Below are 21,672 nucleotides of genomic sequence, written 5' to 3' on the forward strand. Positions count from 1 at the left end.
TACCGGGCGAACCTGTAACCCTCCGAGGATTTCAACAGAGCCCTGTGTTTGCTTCCTCGTCATCGGTTTTGCGGCGCATTACGAACACGCACGGGTAATTAACTGCGTCTTCGAATACTTCGACGTCGGCGAAGTCGACGAACTCTTCTAGGAAGACGTGCCGAGGGAGGTTTTTCCGGAGTTTTTCTGCGTATTGTGCGTTTGTGAATTTGTTTGAGGTGATGTATCCAACTTTCCCGCCCGGCTTGAGCCAGTCACGGACACTGTCGATGAACAGGATGAGGATATCGTATTGGCGGTGAGCGGTGTTTGGGAAGGCCTGGTTGTAGGCTTCGCGTTGGCCTTTTGGAATGTCATTGTAAAAGACGTAGGGCGGGTTGCCGAGGACTATATCGTACTCGTCGTTTTTGATGGTTTCAGCTTCCTGTTTTTCTTGTTCGTATTTTCTGAGGATGGTGTCGCTGTGGAACCCGGTGAGTTTTGAGTCCACTCCGCGTTTCAGTGAGTCCGTCTGGTAGATCTTGAAATTGTCAATCGTGTAGTTCGGGTCTATATCTTTGACTTCTTTGTAGAGGTCGACAATTTGGAAGACGAGATTGATCTGCGCAATGTTGACGGCGAACGGGTTTAGGTCGAGGCCGTGTAGTCGGTCCTGGACGATTTCGAGTGCTTCCTTGGGCTCGACGCCTTTGTTGTCGAGTCGCTCGACGAGGCGATTGGCTGCTTGGACAAGGAATGTCCCTGAGCCGGTTGCAGGATCAAGGACGGTTTGGTGTTCGATGGGTTGGTCGGCGGTGTAGTCTAGTCGGTCGAGGATTAAGTTCACGACCTCGGTCGGGGTGTAGAATTCGCCGAGAGTTTGGCGTTCTTCTTTCGGTAAGTGTTGTTCGTAGAGGTGCCCGAGGACGTCTCTGTCGACGTCGGCGAAGTCGTAGTGGTTGAGGTGCCAGAACGTTCGTTTGAAGATGTCGTTGAGTGCGGAGCCGTCGCGGAGTTCCCAGTCGAAAATACTGCCGCTGTAGAGGTGTTCGTAGATTTCCATCATCTCGTCGCAGGCGGCGTCAAAGAGGTCGCGATAGTCTTTGTCTGGGCCAGTGTATTTCGCGTAGTCTTCCCAAAAGCCGAAGAAGTCTGTGACACCGCCGTTTGAGACCATCGTGTTCAACAGGCCCTTGTCCTCGGCAATCCGGATGAAGAGAATTTTGTTGATTTGGGTGTAGACGCTCTCGCGGCAGAAGATGCGTTTATTTTCGGCTTCTTTTTCGCCAACGCGGTTGGAGAGTTGTTTCCAGACTTCGTAGTCTTCATGGAAGCGTCGGTATGGTTCCCACTCCTCTTCGATTTCGCTGATTTGCCGGCGGAGTTCTGCTTCTTCTTCAGTGTCTGTCGCGCCAGTGCTTTGGACAGATTCGAGTTCGCTTTTCAGCTGGTCGCGTTCCTGTTTAAGTTGTTCATGCCGGTTTTGGTACTCGTCGAATCGCTTCAGTGAGTACGGCATGAAGTACTCGTTGATGCTTTTCTCAAGGGCGTCGAGGAGGTTGTTGAAGCCGTCGTCGGTGGCGACGCTTTGGATTTGGTGGTCGGGAAGGTCGAATTGGTCGAATTTCGCGACGTTCGCGACTTCTTCGCGCCGGAGTTTGTTCAGCTCAAGGAGATCTTGATATTCCTCGATATCGACCTCGCTGGTGAGGGCGCGTCCGGTGTCTTTGTTGACGAGACCTTCGAAGTTTATTTCGGCGAGTTTCCGGGCGCTATACCCGCCGTGTGTTTTGGCATCGGGGTGGTTGGGGTCGCACGTTTCGTAGAGGAGGAACTTGTCGAGGTTTGTGGAGACAAAGTATTCGACGTAGTTGCGGTCGCCCGCGTATTCGAATCCTTGGTCGATACCGTTTTTTACGTCGACGCTGCGGCGTTTAGCCTCGACGACGATGACGGCGTTGCCGTCGTCGTCTTTGAAGATAATGTCGTTCCAGTCGTTTTCTTGCTCGTAGTCGTTTTCGTCGTGATCTAAGACGTTAATGAAGAGATGGTTGATGATTCGGGGGACGACGTCGGGTTCGGGCCGGTCTTCGAAGTCGATTTCGCGGTAGATGGCGGCGTACTCGTTGAGAATTTCCTGGATAAAGCTTTGTTCTGCATCAGAGAGATCAAGGGCGGTCGACATTGTGCGGAAACATACGGGCTACCGTTATAAATGTGGAGTAAGTGGGCTGATCGGATGGCTCCCAGAGAATGCATATACACCCGGACACGATTGATTTAACCATACGTTTCCTGACTGGTCGAGAGCAATCCTGTTGCCCGGGACACAGCCACTTGTATGTTGACCTATTCGTGTCCGAGTGTATAGGAGAATGTGATTCGAAGCAGGATGGAGCCTCCAGATGAAGACACAACAGTCACGATCTCAAAAGAAGTAAAAAACGTGAGAGGACACTATCCCGCTGACTACTTAGATTAGAAATTAAAATTACGGCCTAGTATCGACACTAGGCTTTTTATTCATATTTTTGACAAAATGGGATACATCACTCTAGATCCAGATCCCGGGCGTCAAGCTCACCGGCGAGATACTGTTCTCCCTCACTGGTGATATCGTAGACACCATTACCTAAGTGGACGAGAAGTCCGTAGGTGACGAGTGTTTTGCACCGAGCGTTGATGTGTTGGCGAGAAAAGCGAACGCGGTCGCTATCTGCCATTTTCTTCGGGGTATCAGGTCCCTCCTCAGAGAGATGTTCTAGAATCCGATCATCAGCTCGAGACATCCAGTCCGCATCAAAGCGCATAATCGCTTGTGGTTGCGCCGGTGCTATCCCAAACGCGCTAAGTCAAGCAGAAAAGCGTCAAGATTCTACAGTTGACTCACAACCTTTTAAATCGCTGCCATCCTAAGCGTAGAGCATACCGATGCATTCCCCGCCACCAGACAGTCCGGACCGAACGAGTGACCGCCTCGTTGAAATTATTGAGACACTGGAAAGGTGTGGGCTCGAAGACGGCGACTATAATTTACAGGATTGGGTGGACGTCGATGCACTATTACAGCTCCTCACCTCATCAAAGGGAGATGTCTCGATTCGGTTTACTGTTCAGAACGTAGAACTCATCGCGACACCCGACGACATTCGAGTACCGGCCGAGGGTTCTTCGAACCCAGACGAATCATAGAACACCCAGCATCGGAAGCCATAGAAGTACGTACCCCCTCCCACACCTAGAGTGAGAAATGACGCCCAGTTTCCAAATCATACGAATTAAGAATCTCTTTCCGATTATTGACGGCAGATGAGAGGTTTGTATCGTCCGATACGGAGGTGGTCGATTGCCTTCTCCGGACTTCTACTTTTCATCTGTACGCTTGGCTGGGTCCTTATCGATGGAGACGATGCCGTAGTCGACTTTCTCGAAGTAGCACTACCAGCCACAATCGGGATTTGTTTGCTTATCGGCGGGATTTGGCTCGAACGAACTCACCAAGAGTCCCGAATCAGTCAACTGGCACTCTGGACAGGTGGGGCGATCACTGGTGTTGCGGTTATTATCTGGTTCATTTTCGTTATCTCGCTCGAACATAATCCAGCCGCTGAGCCGGGGAAACTCGCCCTCAATGGAGCAGGGATTTTCATGGCAGCAGGCATCCTCCTGGGCTACTACGCAACTGGTTTACAGCAGCGCGAACGGGAGCTGGCGCGGTCTGAGGCACGGTTCCGAGCATTGACGGAGAACTCGTCGTTGGGCGTCGTGACTATCGACGAGACGAGCACAATACGGTATGCGAACGACGCTGTCAACGAACTCTTCGGATATGAACAGTCAGCAATAGTTGGCGAACCACTAACGAAGCTAATGCCCGAGGAGTTACGGGAATCGCATCAGAATGGGCTGGCCAAATATCTCTCAGAGGGGGAACAAACGTTCGACTGGAACGGGCTCGAGGCACACGGCCTTCGCGCCGACGGAGAGGAATTCCCGATCGAGATTAGCTTCGGGGAGTATCCTATTGACGGGGATCATCTCTTTACGGGGATCATTCAGGACGTCTCAGATCGGAAAGTGGCAGAGCAACAACTCCGTAATCACACCTCGAAGGTGACACAGCTCCACGAGCTCGCTACCGAAATCACTAGAGCGGACTCGACGGCAGCGATCCACCAACACGCTGCTGCCGGCGCAGTCAAGTTATTCGATGCTGATGTCGCCCACCTCGCAGTAGTAGAAGGTGACCAACTGGTTCCGGTCACCAGTTCAAACCCTGGTAGTGTAGATGGTTATGACCCGGTACCAACCTCCTTCGGATACGCCGGGGAGAGTTACCTTTCGAACACGGTTGTCCGGGTCGACGACCTCGGGGAGACTCGGGGGGCTACGGCGTTGACAATCCGCGATGGTGGAGTACACCCCGAACCCCAAGCCAGCAACGACCCTCGCGCATTGTTGAGTATTCCGCTCGAAGAATATGGTGTACTACAGGTGTTTTCGTTTGAGCCGAACGTGTTCGCCAAGCGCGACGAGGAAGTCGCGGAGATGTTATCGACTCACGTCGTGACAGCTCTCGAGCGACTGTCCGCAGAGGCGACGATTCGGCGAGAGCGTGACCGGCTGGAGGAATTTGCCGGTATCCTTTCCCACGATCTCCGGAATCCGTTGAACGTCGCCCGAGGACGGCTCGAATTCATCGATAGCACCGATAACAGTGAACACTTCGACGCCATCGAGCGTGCGTTAGACCGTATGGAACGCCTCATCAAAGATATGCTCACACTCGCTCGACAGGGAGAAGCAGTCGGCGAGACAGAGACGATCTCCCTCAATACTCTTGCTAAACAGGCTTGGCGAAACGTTGATACGGACACTGCGACACTCAAAGTCGAGACGGATCTGCGTCTCAACGCTGATCGCAGTCGCCTCCTCCAAATGTTCGAGAACCTCTATCGAAACGCGATCGACCACGGCGGCGAGGCCGTCACGATTCGTGTTGGAAGCCTTGAGAATGGTGATGGCTTCTTTATCGAAGACACCGGACCAGGGATTTCGACATCCGATCGCGAAGATGTATTCGAGAGCGGGTACACAACAAACCAAGACGGTACGGGTTTCGGGCTCGCGATCGTCAGCCGAATTGTGGAGGCCCACGGTTGGTCGATCGAGGTCACCGATGGCACAGCCGGGGGCGCTCGCTTCGAAATTCGGACGTGAAATCCGCTACACAACCACGCTGAAATAGGCCAGTCAGCAGGATCATACGTTGTGTCGCTCACTGTCGATTCCGTCGAAGTAGTACTGGACTCCGTCACCCAATTTTGAGAGCTTAATTATTTGATGAATGAGAATTAATCACACAATGGGATGGTGCGCTACTGCACGAACCCAGATTGTCGTCGATACGACCGCCCGCTCCCCCACGACGCTGGTCCCTGCCCGGACTGTGGCACCGCAGAACTGCGGATTGATGTGGATATCCCCCTCCACGTCTGTTCAGCCTGTGGCACCGCAAATGCCGGGGCGACAGGAGATTGCTGGTCGTGTGGAGCTTCACTCGACGACCAGGTTCGCAAACTCTGACCAAACACAGACGTACAGATCAGTCGGGTCATCAACCACGGCCGGGTAATTACTAACAAGTTTCCAGCATTATACGCAATTGATGACGGACTGGCGATGGGTGACTGACACTGGCGCGGTGGGCGAAATGCCCGTCAGAGTCCTTCCAAATAAACAGGCCGAGTTCCTTGATCTTGATTTCTTAGAGGCCGTTCAAGAGGTCCAAATTAGATATGAACAGGCGGTCAAGACACGAATTGCTCCAGGCGACATGTGTATCTTTACCGCCAGAATTAGTGATGTCAACACCGAGACGGAGCCAAAGATAATCACGGTGGAAGTGCTGGACGCCGAGTTCATCCAGCAAGATGAGGAGAATCGCACCGAGATTGATGAAATGATGGAGCATCTTGATGAAGCACGTCAGCGACGGCAGGAACAACGGGCCAACGAAACCTGTGACAATTGTGCTTCAATTGAGAGCGGCACCCGATTGTCTGTAGAGCGAAAGCAAGGGGGACGCGATCTACATTACTGCGCACAGTGTGGTCGGTTGCTCTCTACCGAAGAGTATCAAGAGTGGATAGAGATTCACAATTAGCTCGAATTGAGAAATCCGTTAGTGACAACGGCGACTCATCGGCGGTCAGATTGATCCCGAAACCCTCCTCGGCTTCAAGAACGTAGTCAACATCTTCTTCCAGCATCCCTACCAGCGTTTTTCGACCCCTCGAGAAGTAGAGGACAGAACAACCGATGATCGACACGGATAGCCCACATTCGTTCGAGCAGCTCCGCGACCAATTCGAAGACGAGTGCGTCCTCACCGCGCTTGATCGAGCAGACTCTTCAGAGGGCAAGACCTTGGAAGTTCTCTTCCTCGATGATGAGTCTGGCCGTATCTACCGCGTCCTCAACGCAACTCGTGGCGCACCTGACTCAGGCTGGTTCGTCATCGCCCTCGCAGGACCGAACCCTCAAGACGGTTTCGAGCGCCTGCGTCGCATCCACGACTCCGACACCCACCGAGTCCTCACCACCCAGGTCAAGAAGAACGACCAAGAAACGGGAACTCGATCTGCAGAACCTTGCTCCGAAACACCCGAATAGCGTTCTCGACTTACAGAACGCCCTCAAGAGCATCGTCAGCCAGCACAAGCATAGATTAGCGATCAGACACGTGGGCGTTTTTCACTCCCCTGCCAGCAGGTGGAGGAATCGTATCGTGAGTTCACACTCCACCGCATCAGCCAGGGACGCATCCGACTCGTCCCCAACGCTGCCTCAGAGTACTGACCGACGTGACGAACGCGCTCGTAATGAAACGATGGATGTCGCGCTCCTCAAGCAGGGCGGCATCTACTCAGTAACCGGCGAGTCCGGGGAGACCTACACTATCGACCTCATCGACGAAACGTGTACTTGTCCGGATTACCAAGATCGCGATCCAGAGGGCGGCTGTAAGCACGTCCGACGTGTCGCTATCGAAGTTGAAGAAGAGACGGTCCCCCGCCCCGACGGGAAACTCCCGTCATCGGCACTCACCACATCAATCCAAGAGGACGACGACAACGACGTCCGTGAGGACGCTGACTACCAGCAGGCAGAAGCCGCCATCATCGACGCCATCCAAGACCGCGAGGAAGAAATCGCCCGGCTTCAGTCAGAGATTGAGGCGCTCGAATTCGTCACCGACACGCTCGAGGCCATCCGCAACCCTGACGAGGACTTTAGTCTCGACGCGATTCGAGACCAGCGGTAGATTACCTACAGCTCCACACCTATGAATTCGTCCACTCACCACGATCGAACGGTAACCATCGACGTGCAGATTCCCCTTGGTGCAACAGAGGACCTCGACGAATCAATTCCAGCCGACATCTACCCCGACTGGCTTCAAGAACGCCTCAATGAGGCGCTCTCCAATCTCTCTGCCACCCCTGACCATCCCGGTGTTCTCGAGGTCGACGTCGACGCCATCACGGTAACCGAAGTCACGAGGCACGAATCGGGCCCCGCTTACCGCCCCAAGTAACTACTATTTCGAGCCCAATTTTTTCTCCTCCGTTACAGAGGCGAAGAGGTTTCAAAAACAGATGACAGACAGCACTCGAGACGAGGACGCCGTTGCCTCGCTTTTCGTCCCTGACGACACCTCACAAGCCGCACTCATTGATCTTTTCGACACGCTGGAACGTGCCGGCTTTGGTATCGCCCTCCGCGATGGCTACGACTCCCAAGACGCCATCGCGTACGACCTCACCACGACCAATTCGCTCAACGACATTGTTCCTTCTCCCGGCTCGCCCGAAGACTACGACGCTGCCTATCGAGAGATGCAAACATACATCCTCAGTGGCCCAGCCTTTGAAGCCGCTATCACCGTTCTCGCAGCCCATACGGCAGTCGCAACGCAACACCTCATCGACGGCGAGCGCGCAGATCCAGACATCGACGATCTAGATGAACGCTCACTCGAGTCGGCAATCTCTGAAACCGAGACGCAGATCACTGATGCCCTGTACGAACGGGCCCTAGAGAACGTGGAGGTCGACGTATGACGTCTGAAAAGAACACGCCGGTTCCGATGACCTGCCCAGAGTGCGGCGGCCGGTCGTTCTCTTGGATCATCGAAGAAGTCCAGTTCGGCGACATCCAGAAGTACGAGAACGATACTTTCGAAGAGGTCGGTATGAAGCGCGGTGAGGTTGTCGGAAGTGACGTTGAAGAGGAAGGCGTCTACTGTACGAATTGCGATGAGCGCCGCGATCGCGACGAGCTCGTTCCTGCCGACGAGGAGACCGCCATCAACCAAGAGAGCGCGTGATTATCCCTTTCATCCCGTCGCCGGAGTAGTCCTGACTCACCAACACCCCCGGACTTCCGTCGTAACCTGATCCGATACTATGTCCAACGCATCCACCACGCCATCCGACGACACCGATTCGGCCGCACCGTTCACCACTCTCAGCCGGCTTGCGTACGCCCACGTGACGCACTCCCCGCTCCACGAACGCTATATGCCCTCGGGCAACTTCGAGGCTGTCGGCGAACCCGGCGAATTCGGCCCGATCGACCCCAAGACCGGGGCTGAATACCACGCTCTCGGTGGCCTCAACCATCAGTACAACCGCGACTACAAGGTCGGTAGCTCATATCCAAAGACAGTCTTCGTTTACGCCGAGGATGCCTCCGGTGAATCCCTCTCCCACAATACACTCGAAGCCATCCTTGATGATCGGAATCTCTGGTCGGATGCACTTACACCCGTCCTCCTCCCGAAAGGTATCGAAGAAGACCAAGCAACCTGGTACTCCGCGTTCCAATTCCGTCCCCCGGAGCGCGCACCGAGCCTCCGCCGGGTCAAGCGCCAGCTCAACCGCGTCTTCGACGACGCCGAGATCTATCACGAAGACCCGTTCCTCGATGCTCGAATCTGGCACGAGTAGCCGCACCACCTGTTGTTTTTCACCTCCATCTGAAGTGAGGTGCACAAAATGCGATCGTTCCTTCCACCGTCAGAATTCGCTCTCTCGGACCTGCCTGAGAGACTCGATGTCGAACAGCAGCTCAAGAACCGACAAGGAGTCCATATGGCGTTTGCGACGACAGCTCTCACGGTCGACATACTCGGTCGTGATCAAGGCGAACGCCACGATGCCCTGAAGGGACTCGTCCAAGCGTGGGACTACATCGCCCGCCAACACGGCGAGGACGTCCACGTCGAGTACACCGGGAAGCCGTGGCAGTCGCTCAACATCAATGTCATCGACCGCACCGGCGAGCCCGCAGCAGGAGATGAAATCACCCAATACGGTGTGCTCAACACGGAACGAGACACCCTCCTCAAGCTCGGTCAGTTCGGCCCGACACTCACAACGAACCGTGGGAAGGCGGCCAAGCAGGCACAAGCGGACAGCCACCTCGAACTCGTCGAGGTCACGAGTATTCCGCTCGATCAAAGCAGTCCACTCTCGCACTAACTAAAAGTGAATATGACCTCAGAACCCCAGCGCCAGCTTCCCACCGAAACGTCCGACGCCGTCTCCGCACACATCGGCGCCAGTGAAGAGGCCAGTGACCTCACCTTCCAAGACGCCATCGAGGCGCTCCGAGAAGGGATCGATGGCTACGGGGACCGGGTTCACGCAACCGCCGAAGTCCTCCGCACCGTCGACGTCCTCGGGATCCCGAACAACATCCTGACCCACCCCCGCGTTGAACAAGGTATCTGGCGATACAACCACGACGCAGACACCGTCCGCCGCGAGATCGAGATCACCATCGAGCGCGAAGCAGACGACGACGACGTCACCGTCGACGAGATTGTCGCCGCGTATCGCGTCGCCGCCGCCCGTCTCGACACGCCTATCGACGTGGACTAACCCACCACGTCCAAATCCGCTAGTAGCCCCGCGGGGTGTCAAACCCAGCAGCTCCCTTCTCAAGCCTTCCATGACAGTCATCGTCATCAACATCAAAGAAGAGCGAATCGACTCCGAAGATCAATCCCCCTCAGACGTTCTTGAGTCACTCCTCATCCTCACCAAATCGCCGGACGATGATACTGTCAGTCCCGAATACGTCCAGAAACTCCTCCGTCAGCTTCCGTCCAACGCACTCAAAATCCGGCAATCAATTCACGAACCGGACTGGGGGTTCGGAGAGCCCTGTCCTGTCTGTGGGACCGAAGCACTGAGCGCCATGACGGTCAGCGAAGACATTTACAACTCGAGTCACGGCGAGTTCGAGTACGTCAAGACTGGCGACGCGGACGGTCCCGTCCTCTCGGTTATCTGCCCCGAGTGCCGGGCGTACCTCTCGCACGTCCCGTACCAAAATCTGACCACCTGACCGATGGCATCCATCGACACCGATCCCGACTTGCTGTCGGATACTCACGGCCCTCGCCAAACGCCGTGTGGTGCTTCTTCGACGAGATCGACGATGTCCCGACTCTAACCGCCATCGAAGAACAGGGAGAGGTGTGGGAGGCCCTTCTCGACGGCGACCGACTCGGAATGGCAGTCGTCGATACCGTCGAGATGCCGTTCGTGAGTCGACTCGCCGTCACACCGAACGCGCGACGGATAGACATCACGACCGCAATTCTGGACCGACCCCAAGACGAGTATTCACGCCTCCGCTGTCGCTTTCACAAGGAAAATCTGGCAGGTATCAGACTCGTCGAATCCACCGGGTTCCACCGGAAACAGGAGGGTCGCCATGGCGAGCTCTGGTGGTACGATATACAGGTCAACGACGTCGGGGAGGGAGACCAATTCGACACGGAGAGCGACACTACCGCGGTATCCTCAACGTCCGCTTCAACGGCGTCCCGATCAGGAGGTAACCGATGATCGACCACGACACCCGTATCAACCCCGACTGGACCGTTGCACAGCTCATCGATCTCTACGATGGCCATACGTACGAGACGAAACACGACCATCCCGACCGCTTCATCTGCGACTTCTGTGCCGCTGGCGTCGCCTATGCGAGCACTCCCCGTGTCGCACAGTACGTTACCGATCGCGTCCTCAATCCCGACCATCCTGTCTGGCAGTCCAAAATGCGCGCGCATCCCGGGAAGCGGCCGCTCACGCCACTCGCGACCTACTGCGAGGACTGCGCCGCGCGCCGCCTCTACTTTCCGTGTGAGGGTTTCAACGAGGCCCGAGTGTTCTTCACCCTCGAAGAGGATCGCACGATTTCGAATCCCGAGGTTACGGACGTCTCGTCGGCCGACGACGGAATACCCTGGAACCCCCGTGAACTCTCCGAAAAGATCACAGGCGTCCCTTGGGAGGCGAACGCCATCCTTGCCGGGGATGAACTCTGGGGGCATGAAAGCATCCTGGTCAAGCATTAAAAGTCTGCAAGCAATTTCACTAGATGATACGAACACAACAGCATAGCCGTGAAGCGTCCGGAAGCCGCATTTGAGAGAATGACCGATAGTCAGTCAGAGGACACCACATGTCCAACGTGTGGCAAGGACGATTTCAGCAGTAGAGGGTATATGAAACGACACCACACACGGGTCCATGGTGAATCCATTGCGGGGGTCGAACTAACCTGTGCGAATTGTGGAGATACTTATCGAGAAAAGCCTAACCGAGTGGAACGGTCAAGTTTCTGTTCAGTCGAATGCCATAACGAGTTTCGGTCCAATAATTGGACCGGAGAGAAGGCTCCGAACTGGAAAGGTGGAGAGGTCACACTGAATTGCGAACAATGCGGTGACGAATACAAACTAATCCCCGCCGAAGCTGAACGAGGGTCCCGATTCTGTTCCATAGCCTGCAAAGCAACCCATATGCGTGAGTCGGGTCAGTGGAGAAAAGAAAATAACCCACGGTGGACCGGCGGGGAGAGACCAAAATACAATGGAAACTGGGTATATGCTCGTAAGCAAGCACGAGAGCGGGATTCGTTCGAGTGTCAATTGTGCGGGGTTCATGAATCTGAGTTTGAGCGCGAGTTAGATGTTCACCACATCATTCGAGTTGCTGACTTCGATGATCCACAGCAGGCCCACACCCTCGAGAATCTCGTGACACTCTGTCGGTCGTGTCACATTACAGTTGAGGACATCGACATCCGCGAACTCGTTAAGTGGGACGGATCACTCGATCCGCAAGTCCTCGGCCACGCACGCTGTGAGTATCGCGCGTTCACTCGGAAGATGCTCGAGAAGGGACAGACTCGAACTGCGTTCCGTGACCACGTTCGCGGAGACAACTGACGTTTGGCACTGCCGGGAGGTGGAGTTTTTTCGTCGCCGATAGACAGCGAGCGCCTCTTATGACCGACTCGACCAGAACTCCTCAAGCGCAGCTCACGGGGCTCGACTACAAGGGACACGTCCTCGAACAACCTCCTGCGGAGCGAGTAACGGCTTCCGTGGAGACAGCCGAAGACCTCTACGCGGCAGACGAAGGCGACCTTCTCTGGATCGATGGCACCGAATACGCGGTCGTCAAGCGAAACTTCGGGATCTTCCACAGCCCGCTCTCAGTCGTCGCCGAAGACGGCACACAAGGGCGGCTCATCGGGGGCACCATCAACCAGCAGTCGTCGATAGCCGGCATCGCGTGGACACACGACCTCCCCGAAGACGACGACGATCGCGCCCCGCAGCCGAGTGACTTGCTTGCGCGGTTTGACCGCGTCTACCGCCTCGAGGAAGACCGCCTCGACTGTCTCCACACCTGGACGCCCGATAGCGATCATCGCGTCTGCCCCGCGTGTGAAGAACGCAGTGGCGAACCGATACGTATCGAACAGCAGGCCGGAAAGGCCGTCGAACTCCGACAGTGTACGAACACCGACTGCCAACACATCTATCGGTACGTTCGACCCTTCCCGGAACCGGATACCGCAGCCCTCCTCATTTCTACGGGCACAGTGGACTCTCCCGCGCTCGGATCGGGATACACCACGAGTGAAACCGTCGACGAGTATGAACTCTCAGGAGTCTTCCGCTGTACCGAGCAGGACGATTTCAAGTTTCCCGTCGAGACGAACCGTGGTCGCGACGACGGCTTTTACTCAGCCTCTGAAGTCGCCGCGTTCTGCAACCCAAAGCTCGATCACGACGATCCCGACAACCGCTTCGGTACCGTCACCGTCGACACCAACGACCGCACTGGGGGAACAGTCATCCGATGGCGCGACGCACCAGGGAGTCAAGCGAGGATGACCGTCGAGTTTCAGGAGCTCGTCGGCGGAACGGGCTCGCCCACGCCGGACTACGACCGCGCTCTCGGCTGGAGCCTCAACCGATACACACGACGCGAATAGCGATGGCCACAGATAGTACATTCGAAGAGGACGTCATCTACCTCTGGCGAACGCTTCGCTCCATCGTCCTCGTACTCGTCTTCATCTTCGGCGCGATCATTACCAGTCTCATCGTCGGCTATGTGGGCATCGTCGTTCTCGATCAGGCCTCCCCAGTTGCCCAGCAGTCAGAGACGGCACGCTTCCTCGCCTCCGCCGCGTTTAGTGAACTCGGATATGCGATCTTTGTCAGTGGTCTCCTCTACTGGAAAACGGACTTCCTCCCCGCAGGCCTTCGCTTCCGTCGTCCGACCCACCGCGACGCCCGCTGGATACTCGGCGGCATTCTCGTGATGATTGTCACAGAATACGTACTCACGTCCCTCTTCACGTTTTTCAACGCTCCAACTGCACAGAACGCGGCTGCGATCGAGGCCACCAAACACGCCTCCCTTTCGATGTTCGGCGGGCTCATCGTCCTATCCCTTCTTATCACTGGACCCTGCGAGGAAATCCTGTTTCGCGGCCTCATTCAAGGGTATCTCCGCAGGCACTTCTCTGCCATCGGAGCAATACTCCTCGCCAGCCTCTTTTTCGCGAGCGTGCATCTCTTCGCCTTGCAGGGATCTTTGAGCGGCATCCGAAATGTCCTCCTCTCACTCTTTGCGCTATCACTCATCCTCGGCTTCGCCTACGAGCGTACCGACTCACTCTTCGTCCCGATCCTCATTCACGGTAGCTATAACGCTATCCTCTTCGCCAATCTCGGCCTCAGTAACCTCTACTAACGGCCGTCCCGGTCTCACCCAAGCCATCCCGCTGTTCACACCTATTCTACCGGTATTTTTTAATATCGGATATACGACGAGTGGGCTATGCGTTTCGCATTAGCAGAAGCGAACTGGGGAGACGACGACGGCACCACGTCGCTCGCAATCGTGACACCAACAGACCTCGATCGGCCCTCAGAGTACGGCCGGGCCGCAACGGGCTATCAAACCGCTGAAATCGGCTACGAATTCGACTCCACATACGATCCAACCGACAACGACCACCCCGATCCGACTCCCGTCGTCTTCTACCCCAACGAACTCCGCGACATCATTACGGAAGTCCGGAATACGCTCCCCGTTGATCCATTCTCACCCGCGAACTTCGATGTTCTCGCCGATTGGGCTGACAACCAGGAGGGTGGAGAAGGGCTTCTCGCGGAGATCGGTACAAACGAAAAAGGAAAATGGTGTAAGCAGCTCAAGATGCTCCGAAACGACGGCGGCCACCCCTATCTCAAAGTCCAGCGCGGCGCCCACCACACTTGGCTCCACGGATCGCCGACCCTCGGTCGCAAAGAATTCGAGGGCGTCTTCGGAAACTTCACCGTCATCTAATCACCAGGATCAGTCCCCCTTCGGATTGACAGGCGCGATATACTCGTTCTTCCAACTGTCACCGTCTCGCCATTGCCAATAATAATACCTGTATCCCTGTTTCGGTTCCTTCACCGTGATGTAGGCCCCTGTAGCGGGGACATCATCGTAGTCGTCGGGATCCACCGAGACACCCTGCCCCTCGAGGTCCTCGACGACATCATCGTCGACGGCATCCTCTGGAGCGGTATCTGGAGACGCAGGTAGTTGCTCCCGCTTCCAATTGGCGAGAGCCTGTGCGTAGTCAGCCAAGTCCTCCAGCTCCTCGACCGATAATTCGTCCACCGTGTCTCGAACGTGTGCCGGAAGATTAGGTCCAGAGGGGCGCTCAGTGTCGTCCGTCATTAGTTACCCCACAGAGGGGCACATCCATAACTATTGTGGGGTAACTCGCGATGAGCACTCTCCGGTTGCTTTCTCGCCCCCCACAGGAGGTGGAGGTAACTACGGATGTCTACCCACCAGATCACCCCGGCGGACGAGCACCTCCCACCGCTCGAACTTCCCCCAGGCGCGCTCGACGCATCACACCCAGACTATGAGAACACCACGGGTAGTGACCCACCGGAGATCGAACCGATCGAGCACCGCATCCGTCTCGACATCATCGAGGCTGGCGGGCTCTTGTCTCACGACACCCACGCCCCCACCCCGCTCGCCCGGCAGTACATCCAAAAAACGCTCGTCGATACTTACGAAAGCGAACGCCGGTTCTTCCCCTCCTACGACTGCCTCGATGACTTCCTCGACGAGGCTCCTGCCTTCCTCACAGGTGAGCTCGAACCCCATTACCACGAGCTCGAGCAGATTCGCGCCAATCGCCGAAAGTGGTACACGGAACTCATCCCGAAAAATCTCGACACTATTCAAGGAACAGCCGACTCCCTCCTCCCCCTCCACGCAAACACTTTCCACGGAGTCGTCATCGTCGACGCGAACACCGATCCCATCGAGTATGCCGACGAACACGACCTCGATGTAGACGACATCATTCGGGAAGCCCAGCTCGATAACCACATCCTGCCCGCCGAATACGGGATCACTCTCCCGGCACCGCTTCTCGTCGGGGAATTCGCCAGCGGGTCCACTTACGCATTCCTTCCCTGGTCAGACGCTGTCGTCTGTGGCTGTCCCTACAAGCAGACGAACAAGTGGGCGGTGATGTGCAAACACGAACTGGCGGCTGCGTCTTGTCTCGCCAACGCTTACGAAGGAGACGTTGAAGCCAAGTACCTTCTCCCGATCGACGTCGGTGTTGACATCCCGCAGCGCGCCCGTCGGTTCGTCAGCCCGACCGTCGCCGCCACTCACACGCCCCGGAAGCAACGGTGATCACGATGACGCACTCTATCGCAGACTCGGGGAGCCACCCCCAACTGCAGTGGCTTATTCGCGGGTCGCCCGCGATTACGCTCACTGAAGCGCTCTACGACGCCATCCCTGTTGAGGTCCTCGACAACACCGTTGTCGACGCTGACGTCTATTATCACGTCGCGACTGACACCATCATCGTCGTCCAATTCGATACGGTCCAAACCGTCCTCGAACGGGACGGTGCTCCTCTCCGTTGCCCACACGACAACGACCCTGCTTCTTGTCCGTCGTGTCCCACTCAAGGCAATACGACCGATTGCGATTCACTCGATAGCACCGACCACCAGCCACACGACCCGTCACCAGCCTGTTCATGAGTCCCGATGTCCTGCAGACTTCACACGGTCGACGAGAGCCTTCCCAAGCACCCCACTCCTCCTGACTATGCAGATCGACACAGCCACCTTCACCAAGATCCAGACTTATCGCGTTACCGCTGACCCGGTCGTCGCGAGTGACCACGCCGCCGGCGCCGCTAATTTCGAAGACGGTATCCACGAGGAACGCTGCGCACTCGTTGAGGACACTCCGACAGGTGAGCGTGTACCCGTCGCAACGTGGGGCGAGCTCGCGGCACTCTGTTCGACGGCCTCCCTCACGCACGCCGCATTCACGAACGCGGAGTTCGTCAGCCTCTACCAGTACGCCTTCCGCCAGTACCTCGACGGGATCGCCGGCAATGACCAGGAAATGGACGCGATGCTTCCCTCGAACTTCCCGATCCTCCCCGCAGACGACGAAATTCGCGATAGAGCCCGTGACCTCCGCGAAGCGCTCAAGCGCGACCGCGACCGCTGGTTCACCGAGCACGTCAATGAACTCGACATCGAAACCGACGGTGTCCCGACGGCATTCTGGCTCCACGATTCCACGACAACGGCAGCAGAATTTCTCGCCGAGTGGTTCGCGGCCGGTGAGGACTCCGAACGGCTTCTCCAAAGCCTCCCCAGTCTCCCCGGACAGACACTCGGCGTCGAAGTCGAGACGTCCGAGAGTACGTCCACTGGGACAGCAGGTCCAACCGACCCCGTGCAGGCCGGTCTCGATATGTTCTAATGGGATTGTAAAAAATCCAGAGATTCATTTAGTACAACTCTAAGGACTGATAGGATAGGTGTGCGATATACACTGTGTTTGAGTAAAAACGCCTCTCGAGAGATTTTAGAGGTGCTCGAGATCTACGTAACGTTCATTCAGGAGAACAGAGATATTGACAACTTGGGCTAGGTGAGATCGAGAACCAAGTACCTTCACCCAGCCAATTTATTGTCATCCCAGTGGCTGAATCTCATATGGCTGACGAAAAATACGGTCGAATGAGTGAGGAGGCACGTTCATCCTTAGACCACTTAATCGAAAATCAGAATCAATTCAGTGATCATTCGATTGAGGTAATTAAAATTAACCTCTTAGTAGGGAGCCTGGTTCTTACAGCAGGTTCGTTCTTAGCAAACAGTGTCGGTATAACTCCAATCCCGACGAAGGCGTACATATCTGGGGGTGTCGCGGTCTTAGCGTGGTTGGGTTCAATTCTGATGGCTGAACTCACCTATTTTGGAATCCGGACGCACATCGGCGTTAGTCACTCGGCTATTGAGCACTTTCCCGATGTAGAAATTGAAGATATAGAAGAAGTATTATTGAGGAGTTATTCAGATATGCTCCAATATAGCGCTGAAGAGAACCGATCCACCGCTAGGCACATTATGCTTTCATTCGCACTCACGACGCTCTCGATAGTTGCGTTCTGTTTGACCGGAATCTTCCTAACCTGATACGTTGGGACGGATCTCAGTCGAAGCTGAGGGTCAAATTCCGACTCAACGGGTATGAGACATTTTATTTTGTTGCTGTTTGAATTCGAGCACTATGAGTCGTGTGATGACTTTCCTCTCAAATAAGAGGCTGACTCTCTCGTTCATAGTGATTCTCCTCATTACCTATCTACTAGAACTTCTCACCATCGCCCAGTTGGGAATAGAGACGTTCGAGTTCTGGTTTCTCTTTACTCCAGGATTCGATCCCACACCGGCATGGATACTCTCCTTGTTTGCTCACGGAACAGTCCGACACCTGGGCATCAATATCGTTGGGATTCTGGTATACGGACTGGTGCTGGAGCGATACGTAGCGCGGAAGACGTATCTTGGTGTCTACGTCTTAACTGGTCTCCTCGCAGGACTCATCCACACAAACCTGACTGACAACATCGGAGCTGGGGCGAGTGGTGCAATTATGGGAGTCGTCGGCTTCTATGCCATCGTGTATCTGGCGTTGTACCGGCCGAATGGGTGGAACGATCCATTGGAGAATGTCCGCTATGTCCTTGCCATCCTCGGGCCATTCGTAATTGGTTCACAGTACGCTGTTGACATCTACGTCAACAATGGTGGATATGCCCATGTCTCCGGTGGAATCATAGGAATTCTTCTGGGACTCGTCTACGCGAGGTCTCAGGTGGAGAGTTCTATCTCCAGAACAATCGAGGCAGCCAGAGAGTCTCCGTTCCGAACGGCGCTCTTGGTACTGATCTTGGCCGAGACAGCAGTGATAGTCTACCTCCTGATAGTGATTCCAGAGAACCCAGCAACCTCAACGGCAGTCCAAGCCGGAGCCACGATCATCCTGGTTCTCATCACGATCTGGTACGCAGACCACACGAGACGGAGCGCCGACCTCTTCCGACGTGAACTGGAATTGGAGACCCAACGGAACCATGCCGATACCCTCCAGATTCGTACTGACAAGTGGTTAGAATATTTCCCATCCGTTCGTGAGACTGATGTCCCGCTATTCGTAGATAGAGATTCGATGCACGCAGTTCCGGTGAGTCTCCGAGGGGATCCGTACTTCGAAGATCTCACAACGAATCACGCCTCAGACCTCCGAGACTCTGTAGATCATATAGACAACCTATACTCTGAATTTTTGGATATTCGCGATGATTTCGTGAATACCCTAAGTATCGACGTGTATCCTGATATGAGGCAGGTCGATGTTCTTGAGGAGAACTACGCCAAATGGCTGTTCGAGCGAGTGCTACTGTTGGAGCGGACGGGCAAGGACAAAGAGGATCTCAAATCAGCAGTCGGTGACGCCTTCGAAACCAGCGCAGAGGAGGAAGACGAACACTTCCGATTGCTTGGAGATACTGACCAATTTCGGAGGAGACCGATCATGCTCTATCACTACAAGCGGTCCCTTGCGAACAGCCGAAAGGAACCGTACATGTTCCGTATGTACGCCAGAGCTCCGCAGATGCATATTGACGATATTGAGTCGGTATCAGGATACTCTGATGCAGTCGACGCTGCTGAACTGCTTGACGACATCGAGATGGAACTCGGGGAGTTAGAAAAGAAACTGATTGAGTATAATGAAGCTCCCAGGTTCGAGGGTGAGTGCGGTCTGATACTGGACATCGAATAGGTACTGGATTCTTTCACGTCTGGACAGCTCCCGATGCCCCTCAATCAGTCGCCGGCTTCGACCACTTCGACAAGGTAGCTGTCAAAGCCATCGACGACCGCGTACAAGACTTCCACAACCGTGCTCCGGTCGCGACCGTCGACGCCGTGGAGGACCACCGTTCGGGTAGTGTTGTCCGAGCGATCGACAAAGTCGTCGATTGGATGGAAGCAGTCTCTCCCGGCGCTTGGAAGCACCCTGCTGATAACGAGGCTGTGTTCGACCCTCCACCCGGTTATGAACTCACGCACTACTACATCGAGAGCAGAGAGGAAATCGTCTACTACCATAGAGAAGGTACTCACGAAGGTCAGCGACCTACGGGGAGCACGACCGCAGTCGGTCTCGAAGTGACCACTAAAACAGATCCATACTTTGTCGTCAAAGTGGGGCGAGACAGCGGTAACGCTACCGTCGCGCTCGCCCCGTGGGACTATGCACACGAAACTGAGATGGTCGACATCCGAAATCCACCCGACGGATACGGACCCAACATCGCATTAACGATCGCTCGCAACTATGCTGCCGCCGTAATCGGCAATGACACCGATCCGCCTGCCGTCCGGCAAGCAAACCTCACAGCGTGGACACAGTAGTTTACCATCTATACGCTGTACATCACACCCTTCACCGAGAATTTCTCACCCTCCACGAAGAGTGGAGGTTCCATCGATAGATGCACCAGCTTATCCGCGTACTTGTTCCCGGTACCACTCAAGACGACGCCCTCGCCCGCGCTCACAGCGCCCTCGACAAACTCGTCGGTGTCGGCGTCGATACTGCCAGTGTCTACGACTACTACGGGACGTTCGATCAATCGGACTCACGTTACAAGCCGCACGTCGCGAACGTCATCAGTGATGGCAGCTCTGAGACTGTCGACGAGACAACGGTCGCTCCAGCGTTCCCACTCGACAGCGAAGAGGGACAAGCACTCCTCGATGATGCGCTCAAGGAACAAACGGAGGAGTTCGGAGATACATTGTCAAAATTCCAATCGAAAGTCGACGATCTCTCCGTTGAGGACGTGATGAACAACGTCGACGGAGTACGATTCCACCTGGGACAGCTCGCCGAATGTCGAGGACCGTCAGTGTACATCTATAACGAATACGGAGGCGGTCTCGTATCACCGACGGCCGTCGACAAATACGTCGATCGACTACACAACGCCTCGTCCGGTACTTCCGGCGGCGACGGTGACGCCACAGCGGCCACAAAAGAAGATGATCAGATGTCCCGGGGATGGCTCGTCCCCGCCGACGTCCATTTCTAGCGCTTTATGCCGAGTGAGCCACAGCTCTTCGAGACGCTTAACGACCCGAATCGGATAGCCTTCCGGGTAGAGCTTCCGGACGGGAAATTAACAGCGTTCGCGACGACTGGACGGACCGACGTTGCAATCGGCGAGCGGTACTGGAATTCCTACGACGGCGAACTATACCGCGTCACGATCGTCGACGACAAGACGGTCGAAGCAGTCCTCGAATTCGGCTGTGGGGATATCCCCCGATCAGTCTCCTTCGACTGTGAGTGGTTTACCCCAGACGGTCACTCCCTCCACCACATCGCTCCGGAGACCGAGTAACCGCCATCACTCTGTCGACTCTTCAGTATGTCAGAACTTGCTTTCCCCGTTCGTGACGGGTCAAAACCAGCACCTCTTGACCATTCCTCGCTGGCCAGCAACAAACCAACCGAGCTCGCATCGACGATTCGCGCCGGCGATCACATCTTTGAGCGAACCGTCATCGACTCTCGAAGTCGATTCCCAATTCCCGAGGTGAAGGCTGTTTACCGACGTCGCGTCATCACTAACATTCAGCTCACTCGAGGAGGCCGTTCATTGGTCGTTCACTTCCAGAAACGGCTCCCTGCCGATGAGTCGATGGTCGCAGCGCTCCATTCGAGTGATCCTGAGTGGCGTACATACCCACCAGCGGGAATGCCGGATTTCCCACGGATGGACGTCGAACCTGGTGAAAAACCGGATTGGAGGGTCTCCCATTGGGAACCCGAGCGTGTCACGCCACCGCCTCTCGAGGACGTCACCGACCTCACAGTCCACCGCGTT

Annotated in this window: 27 protein-coding genes; 22 read left to right on the forward strand and 5 right to left on the reverse strand. The window is 55.5% G+C overall.

Going from position 1 to position 21,672, the window contains the following annotated elements; translation table 11 throughout:
* Nucleotides 1-31 precede the first annotated feature (31 nt).
* Nucleotides 32-2,164, reverse strand: coding sequence for an HsdM family class I SAM-dependent methyltransferase (locus ACP99_RS00535; RefSeq protein WP_049984716.1), 2,133 nt, complete (start codon nt 2,162-2,164; stop codon nt 32-34).
* Nucleotides 2,165-2,528: 364 nt separating this feature from the next.
* A complete protein-coding gene (locus ACP99_RS00540) occupies nt 2,529-2,789 on the reverse strand; it encodes a hypothetical protein (RefSeq protein ID WP_049984717.1) in 261 nt (86 codons plus the stop codon).
* Nucleotides 2,790-3,627: 838 nt separating this feature from the next.
* Here ACP99_RS00540 and ACP99_RS00545 point away from each other — a divergent pair.
* From ACP99_RS00545 to ACP99_RS00560, 4 genes are all read left to right on the forward strand, one after another.
* Nucleotides 3,628-5,199: a sensor histidine kinase gene (locus ACP99_RS00545; RefSeq protein ID WP_197052313.1), complete on the forward strand. Its 1,572-nt coding sequence runs from the start codon at nt 3,628-3,630 to the stop codon at nt 5,197-5,199.
* Between the two features lie 466 nt (nt 5,200-5,665).
* Nucleotides 5,666-6,145, forward strand: a complete 480-nt coding sequence (locus ACP99_RS00550; protein WP_156105562.1) for a hypothetical protein — start codon at nt 5,666-5,668, stop codon at nt 6,143-6,145.
* Between the two features lie 155 nt (nt 6,146-6,300).
* A complete protein-coding gene (locus ACP99_RS00555; RefSeq protein WP_049984720.1) occupies nt 6,301-6,654 on the forward strand; it encodes a hypothetical protein in 354 nt (117 codons plus the stop codon).
* A 217-nt stretch (nt 6,655-6,871) separates the two neighbouring features.
* Nucleotides 6,872-7,306, forward strand: a complete 435-nt coding sequence (locus ACP99_RS00560; protein WP_049984721.1) for a hypothetical protein — start codon at nt 6,872-6,874, stop codon at nt 7,304-7,306.
* A 102-nt stretch (nt 7,307-7,408) separates the two neighbouring features.
* Here ACP99_RS00560 and ACP99_RS19760 read toward each other — a convergent pair whose 3' ends face one another.
* Complete coding sequence (locus tag ACP99_RS19760) at nt 7,409-7,549, reverse strand: hypothetical protein (RefSeq protein WP_156105563.1); 141 nt, start codon at nt 7,547-7,549, stop codon at nt 7,409-7,411.
* Nucleotides 7,550-7,640: 91 nt separating this feature from the next.
* Here ACP99_RS19760 and ACP99_RS00570 point away from each other — a divergent pair, with 91 nt between their 5' ends.
* The 11 genes from ACP99_RS00570 to ACP99_RS00625 all read left to right on the forward strand — a co-directional run bounded on the left by ACP99_RS00570 (nt 7,641) and on the right by ACP99_RS00625 (nt 14,717).
* Entirely contained in the window at nt 7,641-8,105 is a 465-nt protein-coding gene (locus ACP99_RS00570) for a hypothetical protein (protein WP_049984723.1), read from the forward strand.
* Nucleotides 8,102-8,371, forward strand: a complete 270-nt coding sequence (locus ACP99_RS00575; protein WP_049984724.1) for a hypothetical protein — start codon at nt 8,102-8,104, stop codon at nt 8,369-8,371. The genes ACP99_RS00570 and ACP99_RS00575 overlap by 4 nt, the downstream gene beginning before the upstream one ends.
* A gap of 79 nt (nt 8,372-8,450) precedes the next feature.
* A complete protein-coding gene (locus ACP99_RS00580; RefSeq protein WP_049984725.1) occupies nt 8,451-8,993 on the forward strand; it encodes a hypothetical protein in 543 nt (180 codons plus the stop codon).
* Between the two features lie 144 nt (nt 8,994-9,137).
* Nucleotides 9,138-9,527, forward strand: coding sequence for a hypothetical protein (locus ACP99_RS00585; RefSeq protein ID WP_049984726.1), 390 nt, complete (start codon nt 9,138-9,140; stop codon nt 9,525-9,527).
* A gap of 12 nt (nt 9,528-9,539) precedes the next feature.
* Nucleotides 9,540-9,929, forward strand: a complete 390-nt coding sequence (locus tag ACP99_RS00590; RefSeq protein WP_156105564.1) for a hypothetical protein — start codon at nt 9,540-9,542, stop codon at nt 9,927-9,929.
* 70 nt (nt 9,930-9,999) lie between these two features.
* Nucleotides 10,000-10,398, forward strand: a complete 399-nt coding sequence (locus ACP99_RS00595; protein WP_049984728.1) for a hypothetical protein — start codon at nt 10,000-10,002, stop codon at nt 10,396-10,398.
* A gap of 502 nt (nt 10,399-10,900) precedes the next feature.
* Nucleotides 10,901-11,416, forward strand: a complete 516-nt coding sequence (locus ACP99_RS00605; RefSeq protein ID WP_049984730.1) for a hypothetical protein — start codon at nt 10,901-10,903, stop codon at nt 11,414-11,416.
* A 447-nt stretch (nt 11,417-11,863) separates the two neighbouring features.
* Nucleotides 11,864-12,292: an HNH endonuclease gene (locus ACP99_RS21465; RefSeq protein WP_197052314.1), complete on the forward strand. Its 429-nt coding sequence runs from the start codon at nt 11,864-11,866 to the stop codon at nt 12,290-12,292.
* 59 nt (nt 12,293-12,351) lie between these two features.
* Complete coding sequence (locus tag ACP99_RS20310) at nt 12,352-13,350, forward strand: hypothetical protein (protein WP_049984732.1); 999 nt, start codon at nt 12,352-12,354, stop codon at nt 13,348-13,350.
* Nucleotides 13,351-13,352: 2 nt separating this feature from the next.
* Nucleotides 13,353-14,117, forward strand: coding sequence for a CPBP family intramembrane glutamic endopeptidase (locus ACP99_RS00620; protein ID WP_049984733.1), 765 nt, complete (start codon nt 13,353-13,355; stop codon nt 14,115-14,117).
* An 87-nt stretch (nt 14,118-14,204) separates the two neighbouring features.
* Nucleotides 14,205-14,717, forward strand: coding sequence for a hypothetical protein (locus ACP99_RS00625; RefSeq protein ID WP_049984734.1), 513 nt, complete (start codon nt 14,205-14,207; stop codon nt 14,715-14,717).
* A 9-nt stretch (nt 14,718-14,726) separates the two neighbouring features.
* Here the strand turns inward: ACP99_RS00625 and ACP99_RS00630 are convergent, their stop codons facing one another.
* The gene (locus ACP99_RS00630) at nt 14,727-15,101 is read right to left on the reverse strand and encodes a hypothetical protein (RefSeq protein ID WP_081926995.1); all 375 of its coding nucleotides are present in this window, start codon (nt 15,099-15,101) and stop codon (nt 14,727-14,729) included.
* Nucleotides 15,102-15,206: 105 nt separating this feature from the next.
* On the opposite strand from ACP99_RS00630, the gene ACP99_RS00635 reads away from it, so the two are divergent.
* From ACP99_RS00635 to ACP99_RS00655, 4 genes are all read left to right on the forward strand, one after another.
* On the forward strand, nt 15,207-16,088 hold the full coding sequence (locus tag ACP99_RS00635; protein WP_049984735.1) for a hypothetical protein: 882 nt from the start codon (nt 15,207-15,209) through the stop codon (nt 16,086-16,088).
* Between the two features lie 426 nt (nt 16,089-16,514).
* Nucleotides 16,515-17,186 carry a hypothetical protein gene (locus ACP99_RS00645; protein ID WP_049984737.1) on the forward strand — a complete coding sequence of 224 codons (672 nt, stop codon included), beginning with the start codon at nt 16,515-16,517 and terminating at the stop codon, nt 17,184-17,186.
* A gap of 236 nt (nt 17,187-17,422) precedes the next feature.
* The gene (locus tag ACP99_RS00650) at nt 17,423-17,905 is read left to right on the forward strand and encodes a hypothetical protein (RefSeq protein WP_123622939.1); all 483 of its coding nucleotides are present in this window, start codon (nt 17,423-17,425) and stop codon (nt 17,903-17,905) included.
* Between the two features lie 106 nt (nt 17,906-18,011).
* A complete protein-coding gene (locus ACP99_RS00655; RefSeq protein ID WP_049984739.1) occupies nt 18,012-19,559 on the forward strand; it encodes a rhomboid family intramembrane serine protease in 1,548 nt (515 codons plus the stop codon).
* A 44-nt stretch (nt 19,560-19,603) separates the two neighbouring features.
* On the opposite strand, the gene ACP99_RS00660 is transcribed toward ACP99_RS00655, so the two are convergent.
* Complete coding sequence (locus tag ACP99_RS00660) at nt 19,604-19,888, reverse strand: hypothetical protein (protein WP_156105566.1); 285 nt, start codon at nt 19,886-19,888, stop codon at nt 19,604-19,606.
* Between the two features lie 386 nt (nt 19,889-20,274).
* Between ACP99_RS00660 and ACP99_RS00665 the strand changes: the two genes are divergently transcribed.
* The 3 genes from ACP99_RS00665 to ACP99_RS20725 form a co-directional block, all read left to right on the forward strand.
* Entirely contained in the window at nt 20,275-20,874 is a 600-nt protein-coding gene (locus ACP99_RS00665) for a hypothetical protein (RefSeq protein ID WP_049984741.1), read from the forward strand.
* A 6-nt stretch (nt 20,875-20,880) separates the two neighbouring features.
* Nucleotides 20,881-21,186 (forward strand): hypothetical protein, encoded by a 306-nt coding sequence (locus ACP99_RS00670; protein WP_049984742.1) that lies wholly within the window; start codon nt 20,881-20,883, stop codon nt 21,184-21,186.
* Nucleotides 21,187-21,213: 27 nt separating this feature from the next.
* Nucleotides 21,214-21,672 (forward strand): hypothetical protein (locus ACP99_RS20725; RefSeq protein ID WP_231554190.1); only part of this gene is annotated, 459 nt, incomplete at its 3' end.

It is taken from the genome of Halobellus rufus (assembly GCF_000739575.1).
Taxonomy (GTDB): domain Archaea; phylum Halobacteriota; class Halobacteria; order Halobacteriales; family Haloferacaceae; genus Haloquadratum; species Haloquadratum rufum.

Coding starts and splice junctions, on each gene's coding strand:
- ACP99_RS00650 (WP_123622939.1), top strand. CDS start 17,423: ATGGCTGACGAAAAATACGGTCGAATGAGTGAGGAGGCACGTTCATCC.
- ACP99_RS00660 (WP_156105566.1), bottom strand. CDS start 19,888: ATGGTAGTAGACGATTTCCTCTCTGCTCTCGATGTAGTAGTGCGTGAG.
- ACP99_RS00595 (WP_049984728.1), top strand. CDS start 10,000: ATGACAGTCATCGTCATCAACATCAAAGAAGAGCGAATCGACTCCGAA.
- ACP99_RS00570 (WP_049984723.1), top strand. CDS start 7,641: ATGACAGACAGCACTCGAGACGAGGACGCCGTTGCCTCGCTTTTCGTC.
- ACP99_RS00620 (WP_049984733.1), top strand. CDS start 13,353: ATGGCCACAGATAGTACATTCGAAGAGGACGTCATCTACCTCTGGCGA.
- ACP99_RS00585 (WP_049984726.1), top strand. CDS start 9,138: ATGGCGTTTGCGACGACAGCTCTCACGGTCGACATACTCGGTCGTGAT.
- ACP99_RS00590 (WP_156105564.1), top strand. CDS start 9,540: ATGACCTCAGAACCCCAGCGCCAGCTTCCCACCGAAACGTCCGACGCC.
- ACP99_RS00540 (WP_049984717.1), bottom strand. CDS start 2,789: ATGCGCTTTGATGCGGACTGGATGTCTCGAGCTGATGATCGGATTCTA.
- ACP99_RS00605 (WP_049984730.1), top strand. CDS start 10,901: ATGATCGACCACGACACCCGTATCAACCCCGACTGGACCGTTGCACAG.
- ACP99_RS00625 (WP_049984734.1), top strand. CDS start 14,205: ATGCGTTTCGCATTAGCAGAAGCGAACTGGGGAGACGACGACGGCACC.
- ACP99_RS00635 (WP_049984735.1), top strand. CDS start 15,207: ATGTCTACCCACCAGATCACCCCGGCGGACGAGCACCTCCCACCGCTC.
- ACP99_RS00580 (WP_049984725.1), top strand. CDS start 8,451: ATGTCCAACGCATCCACCACGCCATCCGACGACACCGATTCGGCCGCA.
- ACP99_RS20310 (WP_049984732.1), top strand. CDS start 12,352: ATGACCGACTCGACCAGAACTCCTCAAGCGCAGCTCACGGGGCTCGAC.
- ACP99_RS00645 (WP_049984737.1), top strand. CDS start 16,515: ATGCAGATCGACACAGCCACCTTCACCAAGATCCAGACTTATCGCGTT.
- ACP99_RS00665 (WP_049984741.1), top strand. CDS start 20,275: ATGCACCAGCTTATCCGCGTACTTGTTCCCGGTACCACTCAAGACGAC.
- ACP99_RS00560 (WP_049984721.1), top strand. CDS start 6,872: ATGGATGTCGCGCTCCTCAAGCAGGGCGGCATCTACTCAGTAACCGGC.
- ACP99_RS00655 (WP_049984739.1), top strand. CDS start 18,012: ATGACTTTCCTCTCAAATAAGAGGCTGACTCTCTCGTTCATAGTGATT.
- ACP99_RS00555 (WP_049984720.1), top strand. CDS start 6,301: ATGATCGACACGGATAGCCCACATTCGTTCGAGCAGCTCCGCGACCAA.
- ACP99_RS00630 (WP_081926995.1), bottom strand. CDS start 15,101: ATGACGGACGACACTGAGCGCCCCTCTGGACCTAATCTTCCGGCACAC.
- ACP99_RS00670 (WP_049984742.1), top strand. CDS start 20,881: ATGCCGAGTGAGCCACAGCTCTTCGAGACGCTTAACGACCCGAATCGG.
- ACP99_RS21465 (WP_197052314.1), top strand. CDS start 11,864: ATGCGTGAGTCGGGTCAGTGGAGAAAAGAAAATAACCCACGGTGGACC.
- ACP99_RS00535 (WP_049984716.1), bottom strand. CDS start 2,164: ATGTCGACCGCCCTTGATCTCTCTGATGCAGAACAAAGCTTTATCCAG.
- ACP99_RS00545 (WP_197052313.1), top strand. CDS start 3,628: ATGGCAGCAGGCATCCTCCTGGGCTACTACGCAACTGGTTTACAGCAG.
- ACP99_RS00575 (WP_049984724.1), top strand. CDS start 8,102: ATGACGTCTGAAAAGAACACGCCGGTTCCGATGACCTGCCCAGAGTGC.